We start from the raw sequence: 13,972 nt of genomic DNA, 5'->3' as shown, positions 1-13,972 counted from the left end.
CAATCGAACTGAGGCGGATCTGCGGTTGTCGGGCCGCTTGAACGGCCGTACGTGCAGAAGTGTTCATTCTGTGGGGGCAGATCCTTCACGAACTTCACCGGATGAATTCCGCACCGTCGCAGGAGCGCTCCCCTCAAGTAGGGCAGTCCTACCCCAAACGACGCCCGGACCGGTTCGGACCAGGCATTCCGTGCGGGGGTGCGTGATCGGTGTGCGCACGCCGTGTGCAGGTTTTTTCGATTCCGCTTGCCGGGCAATTACCCGTCGATTCGAGTGCTCCGCGGGACCGGCTCGGAATGTATCGGTATTCACGACGACGTAAAGATGAGTGTGGCTCTATTTTTCGGGTGCGTCGAATGTGATCGAGCGGCGCATTTGTGGAGCGCTTTCCTGCCTGCCGTGCATTACGGGTCACATGCGTGCGGAGGTGTGGAGGAGCTGTGTCGCGTTCCTGCCGTCCGTGGATGACGTGGAGGGCCCGGCGCCCGGGTGTACGGATGGTGCGGAACGAGGGTCGGCTGATTCATCCGATGAAACGTGTGCACCACCCTTCTCTCGGGCGACACGCGGCGCTACCATCGGGTTGCCTTGTGGGAGCGCTCCCATCTCTGTCAGTCCCGTACCGCCGCTGTGCGGCGGACCAGCTCGGAGAGGACGATTCCGTGCGCTTGAGCGCCAGACCCATCGCCGCCCTACTGGCGGCACTCGCCCTGACAGCCGGGTTGTCGATCACCGGCACCCAGGCGGTGGCACGCTCCGACGAAGGGCCCGCCTCGGCCGAAGCATCGGATGTGTCCATCGCGGCGGACACCTACACCTGGAAGAACGCGCGGATCGACGGCGGCGGCTTCGTGCCCGGCATCGTCTTCAACCGGTCCGAGAAGAACCTCGCCTACGCGCGCACCGACATCGGCGGCGCCTACCGCTGGGACCAGTCGGGCAAGCAGTGGAAGCCGCTGCTGGACTGGGTGGACTGGGACCGATGGGGCTGGTCCGGGGTCGTGAGCCTCGCGTCGGACACCGCCGATCCCGACAACGTGTACGCGGCGGTCGGCACGTACACCAACAGCTGGGACCCGACGAACGGAGCGGTCCTGCGCTCCTCGGACCGCGGCGCCTCCTGGAAGGCCACCACCCTGCCCTTCAAGCTCGGCGGCAACATGCCGGGACGCGGGATGGGGGAGCGGCTCGCGGTCGACCCGAACAAGAACTCCGTGCTGTATCTGGGCGCCCCCAGCGGCAAGGGCCTCTGGCGCTCCACCGACTCGGGAGTCACCTGGTCCGAGGTGACCGCCTTCCCGAACCCCGGCAACTACGCGCAGGACCCGTCCGACACCAGCGGATACGGCAACGACAACCAGGGCATCGTGTGGGTGACCTTCGACGAGCGCTCCGGCAGTGCGGGCAGCGCCACGAAGAACATCTACGTCGGCGTGGCCGACAAGGAGAACACCGTCTACCGATCCACGGACGGCGGCAGCACCTGGTCCCGCATCGCGGGCCAGCCGACCGGGTACCTCGCGCACAAAGGCGTACTCGACTCCTCGACCGGCTACCTCTATCTGACGACGAGCGACACCGGCGGCCCGTACGACGGCGCCAAGGGACAGGTCTGGCGCTACGACACCGCGTCCGGCGCGTGGAAGGACGTCAGCCCCGTCGCCCTCGCCGACACCTACTACGGATTCAGCGGTCTCTCCGTCGACCGGCAGAAGCCCGGCACACTGATGGCCACCGCCTACAGCTCCTGGTGGCCCGACACCCAGATCTTCAGGTCCACGGACAGCGGGGCGACCTGGACGAAGGCGTGGGACTACACCAGCTATCCGAACCGCGCCAACCGCTACACCCAGGACGTCTCCTCGGTCCCGTGGCTCAGCTGGGGCGCCAACCCCTCCCCGCCCGAGACCGCGCCCAAGCTGGGCTGGATGACGGAGTCGCTGGAGATCGACCCCTTCGACTCCAACCGGATGATGTACGGCACGGGTGCGACCGTCTTCGGGACCGAGAACCTCACCGCGTGGGACACCGGCGGTCAGTTCAAGATCACCCCCATGGTGAAGGGGCTGGAGGAGACGGCCGTCAACGACCTGGCGAGCCCGCCGTCGGGCGCGCCGCTGCTCAGCGCGCTCGGTGACATCGGAGGCTTCAGGCACACGGACCTCGACGCGGTGCCCGCGATGATGTTCACCTCGCCGAACCTGGACTCGACCACCAGCCTGGACTTCGCGGAGACCTCGCCCGGGACGGTCGTACGGGTCGGCAACGCCGACGCCGCCCCGCACATCGGCTTCTCCACGGACAACGGCGCCAACTGGTTCCAGGGCTCCGAGCCCTCCGGGGTCACCGGCGGCGGCACGGTCGCGGCCGCGGCCGACGGCAGCGGATTCGTCTGGAGCCCGGAGGGCGCGGCCGTCCACCGCACCACCGGGTACGGCAACTCCTGGACCGCTTCCACCGGTATCCCGGCAGGGGCGACGGTCGAGTCGGACCGGAAGAACCCCAAGAAGTTCTACGGATTCAAGGCCGGCACGTTCTACGTGTCGACGGACGGCGGGGCGACGTTCACCGCGAAGGCGACCGGCCTCCCGGCCGAGGGCAACGTCCGCTTCAAGGCGCTCCCCGGCACCGAGGGAGACATCTGGTTCGCGGGCGGCGCGGCCAACGGGACGTACGGACTGTGGCGTTCCACCGACTCCGGCACGAGCTTCACGAAGTTCTCCGGAGTGGAGCAGGCCGACAGCGTCGGCTTCGGCAAGGCCGCGTCGGGAGCCTCGTACCAGACCGTCTTCGTCAGCGCGAAGATCGGCGGGGTGCGCGGCATCTTCCGGTCCACCGACGCGGGCGCGACCTGGACGCGGATCAACGACGACGCGCATCAGTGGGCCTGGACCGGCGCGGCGATCACCGGCGACCCGAGGGTCTACGGCCGGGTGTACGTCTCGACGAACGGGCGCGGCATCCAGGTCGGCGAGTCCTCGGACACCGGCGGCGGGGGCACGGACCCCACACCGACCCCCACGCCGACCCCCACACCGACTCCGGACCCGACGGACCCCCCGGCGGACAAGGAGTGCGCGGTGACCTACACGATCACCAACCAGTGGTCCGGGGGCTTCCAGGCCGATGTGACGGTCACCAACACGGGTGACTCGGCCTACAACGGCTGGCAGCTGGGCTGGACCTTCCCCGGGGACCAGAAGGTCGGCCAGATGTGGAACGCCACCCACACGCAGGACGGTGCGAAGGTGACCGCGAAGAACGTCGGCTGGAACGGCACGGTGGCACCGGGCTCCTCGGTGGGCTTCGGCTTCACCGGCACCGGGACGTCCGTCGGCACCGAGCCGTCCGCGTTCACGCTGGGCGGTGAGGCCTGCAGCGTCAGCTGACGCGCCGCGGGGCCGGTGCGGGGGAGCGGCCCCCGCACCGGCCCCGCGGGCACCGAATGGACACCGCTCCCCGGGCGTGCTGCATTGGAGGGAACGCACCTCGCCTGGGAGGCACCCGTGGTCGACGTCGATGTGCTGGTCGCAGGGGCGGGTCCGGTCGGCCTGACGGCCGCGTCCGAACTGTGCAGGCGGGGGGTGTCGTGCAGGGTCGTCGACCGGCTCCCGTCGCGTCTCCCGTACGCGAAGGCGGTGGGTGTCCAGCCCCGGACGCTGGAGATCTGGGACCGGATGGGGATGATCCGCGAGGCGCTGGAGACCGCTGTTCCGTTGAAGGGACAACTTCTCTATGTCAACGGGGAGGAAGGTCCGCGGATCGATCTGGAACTCCCGCCGGAGGTGCCCTACGGATTCGCGGCCCTCCCGCAGTACGAGACCGAGCGCCTCCTCGAAGAACTCCTGGAGCGCTGGGGCGGCCGGGTCGAGCGGGAGACCGAACTTCTCTCCTTCGAGCAGGACTCCGGCGAGGTCAGGGCCGTCCTCACCCTGCCGTCGGGCGCCACGGAGGAGCTGACAGCCCGCTACCTCGTGGGCTGCGACGGCGCACACAGCGCCGTACGCAAGGGGCTGGGCCTGTCCTTCGAAGGCGCGGCACTCCCCGAGGAGTACATGCTGGGAGACGTCGAGGTCGACTGGGACCTGCCGGCCGGTTACGGCGTCAGGGCCTCGCACGTCCTCGACGGGCACACCGACGACATGATGGTGTGCATCCCCCTGCCCGGCGAGCGCCGTTACCGGATATCGATGCCCACCCCGCCCGAACTCTCCCGGGAGGCACGGCCGGACGCCGACGGTGTGACGCACGGCCTGAGTGGCGAGAAGGGACCGCTGCCGGGGATCGAACACATACAGGCGGTACTCGACCGTCTCTCGCCCCGGCCCACGACCGCGTCCCGGCTGCGCTGGTCCTCGGTCTTCCGCATCAGCCACCGCATCGTCGACCGCTACGGCCGGGGGCGGGTCTTCGTGGCCGGCGACGCCGCGCACATCCATCCGCCCACCGGCGCCCAGGGGATGAACACCGGGATCCAGGACGCCTTCAACCTGGGGTGGAAACTCGCCGCAGCCGTACGGGGCCACGCGGGCGAGGGGCTGCTGGAGAGCTACAGCGCCGAACGCCACCCGGTCGGCGAGGAAGTGGTGGCGCGAACGCTCCGGCACGCCCGGAGCGGCATCGGCTCGGACCCGGACGACTTCGAGACGATCATGCTCCGTGAGGCCCAGCTCCTCGTCGGCTACCGGGGCAGCCCGCTCGTGGGGCCGGCCGGCCCGGCGTGCGAGGGCCCGGCCCCCGGCGACCGCGCACCGGACTGCGGCGGTCTCCGGTACCCCTTGGCAGCCTTCCCCGTCAGGCTGTTCGGCCTGCTGCGGGGGCGGGAGCACACCCTGCTCCTCTACGCGGACGACGAGGAGCAGTCGGCCTCGTTCGACGACGTGGCCGCCGCGGCCCTGAAGGCGGCGCCGGGCCTGCTGAACGCATGCGCCGTACTCGCACCCGGGCTGAAGGCCCCCGCCCCGCACCTGCCCGCCGTCCACGACGGCCTCGGCGAATTCCGGCGGATGTACGGGGCGCGGGGCGGCGAGGCCGTCCTCGTACGGCCCGACGGCTACATCGGACTGCGCACCGCTCCGGCGGACGGACCGGAGCTCCAGGACCATCTTGCGCTGCTCTTCGGGACGTGACGGAACGGGCCTCCAGGGACCGCCGGGCCTGAAACGGCCGGGGGTGGAGGGTGGGGGGAAAGTGTGTGGGCGGGCAACCGCGTGACGGCCGGTGCTGTCTTCTGAGTCGGCGAGTGCTGCTCCACGAGCCGGACTTGCCCCGACCGCACGCCATCATGAGGGAACTTCGATGACTCACACGTCTCCGGGCCGCCGCCTGTCGCACACCGCTGTCGGCGTACTCGCCACCGTCGCCCTGACCGGACTCGGGGCCGTGCCCGCCGGCGCCGCCGACGCGGAGCCGGACCTCGGGATCGGGCCGCTGGCACCGGTCACCGACGCGCGGCCGGGCAGTGGGGTCGATGTGCCGTTCACGGTACTGAACAAGGGCACCGAGGAGGTCGGGAAGGTCTGGGTGACGTACTCCGTCACGCAGGGCCTCGCGCCGGGGGCCTCCTATGCGAACTGCGCGTACTCGACTCAGCCGTCCGCCGACGAGGAGCCGGAGAAGCAGATCGCGGTGTGCGCCGTCGAGCAGCCGCTCAAGCCCGGCGTCCTCTACGCGCCGGAGCAGCCGCTCGGGCTGAAGGCGCGGGACAACGCGCTGCGCGACAAGGTCTCCATGAGCGTCGGGGCCACGGACCCCGGACCGTCGGACGGCGGCGGGACGGAGCCCGTGCCGGGCACGGGCGCCCCGCTGAAACTGGTCGAGAAGGCCCCGGCGACCGACGGGGACCGGGCGAGCCACGACGCGGACCACGCCTCCACCGAGGTCGCCGCGGTGAACACGGCCGACTTCGCACTGACCGGCGCCCGGCTCCGGGGCGAGGTGGGTGACAAGGTCACGGCGACGGTGAAGTTCGTCAACAAGGGCCCGGCCTGGGTCTACCGCGACCTCGGCCAGGGCGCGGCGACCGTCGACGTCCGGATTCCGCCGGGCACCTCCGTCGTCAAGGCCCACGACTTCTGCAGCCCGGTCACCGCGACGCACTACAGCTGCGGAACCTCGCAGTCGTGGGTGGACGCCTCGGGCGGCGAGACGTACCCCTTCGTCCTGCGGATCGACAAGGCGGTCGAGGGCGCGACCGGCAAGATCTCCTTCACCGGGGCGGCCAGGCCCTTCGACACGAACGCCGGCAACGACACGGCGGACATCGTTGTCGACGCGGGAACCGGCACGACGGGCGGCCCCTCGGCGGGCGGTCCGGCGGACGGCGGCTCCTCGGCCGGAGGCTCCTCGTCCACCGGCGGCACGGCTGACTCGGGCGGCTCCACGTCGGGCGGCTCCGGATCGGCCTCCACATCCGGTGGAGCCACCGCCGGGGACTCCGGCTCCCCGGCGGCCGCCGGCGGTGACCTGGCGGCGACCGGCTCCGGCTCCACCCTCCCCCTGGCGGGCGCGGCGGCGGCAGCGGTGATCGCGGGCGGTGGCCTCTTCTACGCCGTCCGCAGGCGGAGGGCCTCCGGCGCGTAGCAACACGTACGCCCAGGGCAGGGGGCATGACGCGGGGCCCGGCAGCGACTCGCTGCCGGGCCCCGCGCCGTCCGATGAGCCGACTCCGCTCATCTCACCCCGGCTCAGGGGAAGGACACCACCTGCGACGGGATGGTCGATGTACCGGATGTGGGGGAACCGGTGTTGTTGATGACGTGTTCGTACTGTCCCTGACCGCCGAGTGAGACGACGAGCAGGTCGTGGAACTTCACTCCGGGCTTCACGGGTGCCTGGAAGCCGTGCTGCTGGCGGATGGTCGGGTCGACGTTGAAGTAGCAGTAGCTGCCCATGCCCCAGCCCTCGTGGGTGGTGACGGAGTCGGCGACCTTGTAGGCGGCGTATCCCTTGATGTCGCCGTTCTGGATGGCGGCCTGGTTGGGTGCGTCGTAGGCCTTCTCGTTCTGGAAGAAGATCGTCTTGCCGTTCTCGCCGTTCCACTGGACGTCGTACTTGTTGAAGTGCTCGACGAACAGTCCGGTGGCCAGTACGTCGTCACCGTTGACGGTGAGGCCGAAGTCGGAGCGGTTGGTCTCCCAGCCGACCCCGTCACCGTGGTCGGCGCGCCACAGCCAGGTGTGGTCGATGATCGTGTCGTCGCTGTTGACCACCAGACCGGTGGTCGCCTTGCCGGCGCCCGCGCCGCCGACCCGGACGAACACGTCCTGGAGGCTGGTCGGGTTGGCCGAGTGGTCGGCGGAGGAACCCTGGGGGCCGACCTGGACCAGGACCGAGGAGTTCTGCGTCCCCGCGTCGACGAGGAGTCCGGCGAGCTTGACGCCGTCGACGTCGCCGACCTTGATCGCGGTCACGCCGTTGTCCGGGATGATCGTGGCGAGGCCCAGACCGAGCGCGACGGTGTTCGCGCGGTTGATCTCGATCGGCTCGTTGACGTGGTAGATGCCCGGAGTGAACAGCAGGTGCAGGCCCTGGCGGACGGCCGCGTTGATGGTCTGCGCGGTCGCGCCCGGCTTCACGACGTAGAACTGGCTGAGCGGGATGGACTCGCCCTGCGGGGTGCCGTTCCACGAGACGCCGCGCGCGTTGGTGCGCTTGGCGGGGACGAAGACCTTGTAGTCGTTGCCGTCGAGGTAGAGGAAGGGCTTCTCGCGGGAGACCGGGGTGTTGTTGAGGGTGGTGTAGGGCGGTTCGGGGAAGCTCTGGGCGGGTGCGCCCTCGACGCCGGAGAAGGTCATGTTCCAGACGCCGTTGCCCCAGCTGCCGATGGAGCTGTCGCGGGTGTACCACTGCTGCTGGGAGTAGGGGGCGACCTGGCCGTCGATCTTGCTGTCGGCGATGTAGCCGCCGCTGGCCCAGCCGTAGCCGTTCGGGGCGAGGTTGAGGCCGCCCTTGACGTGCATGCGGCGGAAGGGGGCGGCCTGGGAGACGGCCCAGCGGTTGGTGCCGCTGACGGGGTTGAGGGCGAGGTTCTCGGCGGAGCGCCAGAAGTTCTGGGTGGCGTTGCCGTTGAACCAGCCGGCGTCGACGGTGACGTCGCCGTTGAAGGTGGTGTCGTCGGGCTTGAGACCGAGGCCGGCGATGGAGGTGTAGAAGCCGATCTGAGCGTTGATGTTGTTGTAGGTGCCGGGCTTGAACATCAGCGCGTAGCGGTCGCTGCCGAACTGCGCGGACTCCTGCTTCTTGAAGATCTCGTCGACCTTGCCCTGGATGTTCGGGGTCGAGGGGTCGAAGACCAGGACGTTCGGTCCGAGGTCACCGCCGCCGGGGATCTGAGGGTCGCCCCCGCCGGTCGTGCCGAACACCTGGAACTCCCAGAGCGAGTGGCCGTATCCGGTGGCGCGGGCGGTGCCCGTCAGCCGGACGTAGCGTGCGGTGCCGGAGACGTTGAGGGTCTCCGTGCCACCGGGACCGGTGGTGGTGGAGTAGGCGGTGCTCCAGCTGTTGTTGTCCGAGGAGAACTCGATCCGGTAGCCGGTGGAGTAGGCCGCCTCCCAGCGCAGCACGATCTGGTTCACCGAGGCGGCGGCGCCCAGGTCGACCTTGATCCACTGAGGGTCGGAGAAGGCGCTCGACCAGCGGGTGCCGGTGTTGCCGTCCACCGCGGCGGCGGCGGGGGTGCCGTCGTTCTCCTGGCTGGAGGCGGTGACCGGCTTCCCCTGGGAGAGCAGTGAGGGCGCGGCGCCGGCCGGGGTCTGGGGCAGGAAGGCCAGCAGCGAGAGGACGAGCCCGGCGATCACGGCCAGGACGCCGCTGCGTCGTCCGGTCCATGCGGGTACGGGTCTGTGGAGGTTCGGAGGTGCGTACATGGGGGTCTCCTGAGTCGTGGGGCGGGAACACGACGCGCACAGCCGGAGAGCGCTCTCTCCGGCTGTGCGAGATACTCCACCCTTGTTACGAACGCGTCAAGAGATGTGCAACATCAGGTGTATCAGGGCCTGTTGTCGACAAGAACTGATGACGGCTCCGCGATGACGACCCTCCGTGGCGGACCTCCTCGGTGACGGAGTGTGAGATCTGACGAGGTGTGGTTTCAGGAATTGACGGATCGGCTACCGGGCGGCGTACGTCCGTACGTAGTCGAAGTCCGCCGTCGCACCCGACCGGTTGTGGGAGACGAGGCCGATCTTCAGCTCGCCCCGCACCGGCAGGGTCCACACCCCGCTCACCGACCAGTGGACGCCGTCGCGGCTGGTGGACGCGCGTACCTCGTGCTCCCCGTTCGCGGTGTCGTGGTGATGGGCCATCCGCAGCCACATGGTGCCGGCCGCGGGTCCTCCGAACATCGGGGCGTTGGCCACCGCCGTCGGCGGGGTGGTCGTGGGCCGCTCGCCCTCCTTGCCGAACTCGCTGACGTCGAGCACGGCTCCGTCGCCGTTGGTGAGCGGCAGCACGGAATGGACGAGCTTGAACCAGCGGTCGTCGTTCTCGTACAGCACGAGCCCGGCCTGCTGGGCGGCCCGGTCGGGGGCGAACCGCAGCTTCGTCTCGACCGTGTAGTCGCCCTCCGGCGCGTCCCGCAGCAGCACGGAGGCCGTGTTGTCGCCCAGATACAGCTCGGCGTTCTGGGTGGGCCAGGACAGTGCGCCACCGGTCATCGTCACCCCGGCGGCCTGCCCGCGCACCCACTGCCAGGGGGAACCGGGCTCCGTGCCCGGGACCGCGGCGGTGTCGAACTCGTCGCTGTGGCCGGGGAGCAGCCGCCCCGGCGGGGCCGGAGCCACCCGCTTCGTCACCGGCTCGTACAGGGCCACCGCGCCCACGTTGTCCGCCGCCGCGCCCGTGCCTCGTGCCGCGGCGCCCACCGCGCCCTTGCGCACGGCTGCGGCGGGCAGGTCGCGGACCTGTACGGCCACCGGATCGCGCAGCCGGTCGTCGGTCACCTCGGCCGTCAGCCCGGTGCCGCGCAACTCGACGGACACGTTGTGCCAGGTGCCCCAGGAGAACCCGGACGGCAGCGCCGTCACCTGCTCGCCGCGGCTCCTGCCACCCACCCGTACGTCGGTGACGAGTGCCGAGCGGGCGCGGTCCAGCCAGGCCACGACCCTGTTGCCCGGGTCCCGGTAGGCGACGGTGAGCCCCGCCGCGCCATCCTGTGCGGTCACCTTCAGATCGGCCTCGGCCCGCAGATCCGCCGGTGCGCGCCCGTCGGCGACGAGATAGGAGGCGTCCGTCCCCGGACCCGTCGGGGTGTGGGCCGCGTACCCGCCCGCGTCCTGGTCGGACGGCGTGGACCAGTCGGCGGCGCCCGCGCCCTCGGCGCTCCAGCCCGCCAGACCGCTTCCGTTGAACGTCCCCCCGGTGTCCCACGAGGTCACCGGCGCGGCCGTCGGCCCGTCCGACGGTCCCGCGCCCGCCCGTACGACGGGCCAGCCGTCGATCCAGTCGAGCCGGTCGATCAGCATCGGACGCCGGGTCAGCTTCAGTGTGCCGTTGGAAGCCGGTGCCAGATCGGGCGACTCGGCGGGGATGCCGTGGTAGACCAGCCAGTCCTGGCCGGCGAGGTCGGTCTGGATCGCGTTGTGGCCCGGTCCGATCCACCGGTTGCCGTTCGCTCCCGCGACGAATCCCGCCTTGCTGGTGAGGGCCATCAGATCGGTGCCCTCGTCGTCGGTGAACGGACCGGTGGGGCTCGTCGAGCGGCCCACCTTCACCTGGTAGCCGCTGTAGGCGCCGTCGCAGCAGCCCGCGTCGGAGTAGAACAGGTAGTAGTGGTCGTCGCGCCGCACGACGAAGCCACCCTCGACCCTGCGGCCACGGGCCACCTGGGTGACCTCACCCTCGGTCCTGGTCAGGTCGGCGTTCATCCGCGCGACGCAGATGGTGTCGTAACTGCCCCAGTACAGATAGGGCGTTCCGTCCGTGTCAGTGAACTGCGCCTGGTCGATGTTCCCCGCGGGGCAGCCGCTCGGCGACGGCAGCACGGCACCTTTGTCGGTCCAGGGCCCCGTCGGGGTGGCGGACGTGGCGAGCCCCACGGTGTTGCGCCCGGGGACGGAGTAGTAGAGGTGGTACAGACCGGCCGCGTACCGCACGTCCGGTGCCCACAGCCGCGAACCGTTGTGCCAGGCGGGCTTGTTCGCGGGCGTGAAGACCTCCCCGGCGTACTCCCACTTCACCAGGTCCGCCGAGCGCAGGATCGGCAGCATGCGCTCCCCGTCCTCGCCCTTGCTCTGCATGACGGGGTTCTGCGTGCCGTAGGCGTACCAGAGGCCGTCCTTGCCCCGGATCACCGCAGGATCGGGGAAGGTGTCGACGGCCCCGGTGGACACCGGATTCGTGTACGTCGGCGCGGCGGCCGGGCGCTTCTGCTCACCGTAGGAGGGCGTGCTCGCGAGCGTGGACAGGAAGAGCAGTGAGACGGCGCCGGCCGCCCACCGGGACAGCCGGCGGGGACGTGCCGTTCCTCGCGTGCGTCTCATGTGGTCTCCGTGAGAGTTCCGTCCGGACGCGAGGCCGCGGTCCAGGTCGTGTCGTCGTTCTCGAAGGCGCTGAGGCTCGGGTCGTAGTCGGACGCGCCGATGTCGTACATGGACGTCATCCAGTGGTAGAAGTTGTCGCCCCGGTCCCGCAGCAACGTGTACAGCCGCCGCATCAACCGCCGTCGGACCGAACGGAACTCGGGGTGCGTGTAGCGGTTGCTGAGCTCGTGCGGGTCCGCCTCCAGGTCGTACAGCTCGTTGACCGACTCCGGATTGACGACGAGCTTGTAGCGGTCGTCACGGATCATGCGCTGCGGGTACGGGAAGTGGTGGCCGTGGAACTCGGCGACCAGCTCCGGTGCCCAGTCGGGACGCTCACCCCTGACCAGCGGCACCAGGCTGCGGCTGTCCACCGCCGGGGACGGGTCGCAGCCCGCAAGTTCGAGCAGCGTCGCCGTGCAGTCGGTGAGGCTGACGAGCTCGTCCCTGACCTGCGGTGCGGCACCGGGGATGCGGACGATCCCCGGGATGCGGTAGATGTCCTCGTACATCGCCGGCCCCTTGTCGTGGAGCCGGTGCGCGCCCGTGAACTCGCCGTGGTCCGCCGTGAAGAACACCGAGGTGGAGTCGCTCAGCCCCAGCTCGTCGAGCCGGGTGAGGATGCGCCCGATCTGTTCGTCGATCAGGGTGACGTAACCCCAGTAGACGGCGATCAGCTTGCGGGTCGTCTCGATCGGGATGGTGTCGAAGGCCCAGTGCGCGCTGTAGTTGCGCTGCACCGGAGGTTTGCCCTCGAAGGTCTCGGCGATCGACGGCGGAAGCTCGACCAGCTCCGGGTCGTAGAGGTCGAAGTACGCGTCCGGGAGCAGGTACGGCAGATGCGGACCGAAGAAGTGCGTCGCCAGGAAGAAGGGCTCCTCGCCGGCCGCGTACCGTTCCAGATGCTCGATGGCGCGCGTGGCGAGGTAGTGCTCGAACGTCGCCTCCACCGGCTGGTGCAGCCGTGCGGCCAGCAGGTTCCCCGCGTTGCCGCCAGGCGCGGTACCCCGGATCGGCTCCGAGATGCGGTACGGGGGCAGCCCCCGCTCCTTCAGGTACGCCAGGTAGTCCGGATGGTCGACGGGGTTGTGCCAGCCCGGCAGGTCCGGGCCCTCGAAGCCGTACGAGGCGGCGTTGCGGTGGGTGCCGCCGTGCCACTTGCCGATCAGGCCGAGCCGGTAGTCGCGCTCGGCCAGGGCCGCCGGGAAGGTGAAGGCGTCCTCGCGCAGGTCCTCCAGATAGCCCACGTTCCGCTCGTAGTTGGCCAGCAGCCGGTGGCGGAACGGTGCCTGCCCGGTGAGCAGGCTCGCCCGCGCGGGGGTGCAGATCGCCGTGGGCGTGTAGAAGCGGTCGAAGCGCGTCCCCGTGGCCGCCAGCCGGTCCAGGTTCGGCGTGGCGACATGCGGGTTGCCGTAACAGCCGAGCGTGTCCACCCGGTGCTGATCGGTCATCAGGAAGAGCAGGTTCACTTGTACGCCTTCGTGTAGAGGGCGCCCTCGTAGTACGTGTCCGCCGCCGGGGCCTTCTCGAGCTGGCCCGTGCTCACGAAGAACTCGCCGAGTCCGTCGAGCCAGCCGTCCACGGTGCCGTCCTCGGTCTTCGAGACCAGGTCGGCCGTCGACAGCGTCTCCACGTTGGCCGCGTCGGCGGCCACCTTGGCGCGATCGGTCTTCAGCAGCGCGGCTGCCGCGTCGATGGACTCGTCGGGGTGTGCGGCACGCCAGTCGTTGGCCTTCTGGAGGACCTTGACGACCTTGGCGTTCAGTGCGGCGTCGCTCTTCGCCGGAGCCACGAAGGCCGTGGGGAAAGCCCGGTCCTTGAAGTCCGCCGTGCTGGCGACCTCGTTGAGGTCCGGCTTCTTCGCCTTGATGGTGTCGATCAGCGGGTACCAGAGACCGGCCCCGTCGATCTGCCCGGCGACGAACGCCGAGACGATCGTGGAGGGGTCCATCGGGACCTTCTCGACGTCCTTCTCCGACATCCCGGCCTTCTGCAGGGCGAGATTGAGCGCCATCGCACCGGAGGTGCCCTCGGGTACGCCGACCTTCTTGCCCTTGAGGTCCTCGACGGACGTGATGCCCGGCTGGGCTATGACCCGGTCGGCGCGGGCCAGCGTGTTGATCGCGACGACCTTCGCCTTGCCCGACGCGGGCAGCCACATGGCGCCCGGGCCGATGTAGCCGAAGTCGAGGTCGCCCGAGCCGAGCGCCTGGATCTGGAGCGGGCCGTTGGTGAAGGTCTTGAACTCCGGGTCCAGCCCCTGCTCCTTCCACAGTCCCTGCTTGTCGGCGATGGCCAGCAGGCTCGCGCCGTTGTAGTCGCTGATGTAGCCGAAGCGGACGGTGGAGGCGCCGTCGGCCGAGGAGTCACCGGAGCAGCCGGTGACGGAGAGTGCCAGGGCGGACACGGCGACAGCCGCCGTCAGGGCGCGCTGAGGTAGACGCATGACGCAG

7 protein-coding genes are annotated in these 13,972 nt (G+C 70.0%); 3 read left to right on the top strand and 4 right to left on the bottom strand.

Translation table 11 applies throughout. The annotated features are described in order from the left end of the window. Nucleotides 1-662 precede the first annotated feature (662 nt). From AMK10_RS23505 to AMK10_RS23495, 3 genes are all read left to right on the top strand, one after another. The gene (locus tag AMK10_RS23505; protein ID WP_382566446.1) at nucleotides 663-3,389 is read left to right on the top strand and encodes a cellulose binding domain-containing protein; all 2,727 of its coding nucleotides are present in this window, start codon (nucleotides 663-665) and stop codon (nucleotides 3,387-3,389) included. Between the two features lie 117 nt (nucleotides 3,390-3,506). Then, entirely contained in the window at nucleotides 3,507-5,129 is a 1,623-nt protein-coding gene (locus AMK10_RS23500) for an FAD-dependent monooxygenase (protein ID WP_073749876.1), read from the top strand. A 169-nt stretch (nucleotides 5,130-5,298) separates the two neighbouring features. Beyond that, nucleotides 5,299-6,582: an LPXTG cell wall anchor domain-containing protein gene (locus tag AMK10_RS23495; protein WP_073749875.1), complete on the top strand. Its 1,284-nt coding sequence runs from the start codon at nucleotides 5,299-5,301 to the stop codon at nucleotides 6,580-6,582. A 104-nt stretch (nucleotides 6,583-6,686) separates the two neighbouring features. On the opposite strand, the gene AMK10_RS23490 is transcribed toward AMK10_RS23495, so the two are convergent. The 4 genes from AMK10_RS23490 to AMK10_RS23475 form a co-directional block, all read right to left on the bottom strand. Further along, a complete protein-coding gene (locus AMK10_RS23490; RefSeq protein WP_073749874.1) occupies nucleotides 6,687-8,867 on the bottom strand; it encodes a discoidin domain-containing protein in 2,181 nt (726 codons plus the stop codon). A 243-nt stretch (nucleotides 8,868-9,110) separates the two neighbouring features. Then, the gene (locus AMK10_RS23485) at nucleotides 9,111-11,480 is read right to left on the bottom strand and encodes a family 43 glycosylhydrolase (RefSeq protein WP_107428485.1); all 2,370 of its coding nucleotides are present in this window, start codon (nucleotides 11,478-11,480) and stop codon (nucleotides 9,111-9,113) included. Next, nucleotides 11,477-12,988 carry a sulfatase-like hydrolase/transferase gene (locus tag AMK10_RS23480; protein ID WP_073749872.1) on the bottom strand — a complete coding sequence of 504 codons (1,512 nt, stop codon included), beginning with the start codon at nucleotides 12,986-12,988 and terminating at the stop codon, nucleotides 11,477-11,479. Before AMK10_RS23480 ends, AMK10_RS23485 begins: the two co-directional genes overlap by 4 nt. Beyond that, complete coding sequence (locus AMK10_RS23475) at nucleotides 12,985-13,965, bottom strand: aliphatic sulfonate ABC transporter substrate-binding protein (protein WP_073749871.1); 981 nt, start codon at nucleotides 13,963-13,965, stop codon at nucleotides 12,985-12,987. Before AMK10_RS23475 ends, AMK10_RS23480 begins: the two co-directional genes overlap by 4 nt. Nucleotides 13,966-13,972: the final 7 nt, after the last annotated feature.

The organism is Streptomyces sp. CB02058, assembly GCF_001905505.1.
Classification (GTDB): Bacteria; Actinomycetota; Actinomycetes; order Streptomycetales; family Streptomycetaceae; genus Streptomyces.
The sequence above is the reverse complement of the archived record's forward strand: the minus strand, read 5'-3'. Positions and strand labels throughout refer to the sequence as shown.

Bases quoted from the DNA above. Each gene is read 5' to 3' on its own strand.
- AMK10_RS23485 (WP_107428485.1), bottom strand. From the start codon at position 11,480: ATGAGACGCACGCGAGGAACGGCACGTCCCCGCCGGCTGTCCCGGTGG.
- AMK10_RS23475 (WP_073749871.1), bottom strand. From the start codon at position 13,965: ATGCGTCTACCTCAGCGCGCCCTGACGGCGGCTGTCGCCGTGTCCGCC.
- AMK10_RS23495 (WP_073749875.1), top strand. From the start codon at position 5,299: ATGACTCACACGTCTCCGGGCCGCCGCCTGTCGCACACCGCTGTCGGC.
- AMK10_RS23490 (WP_073749874.1), bottom strand. From the start codon at position 8,867: ATGTACGCACCTCCGAACCTCCACAGACCCGTACCCGCATGGACCGGA.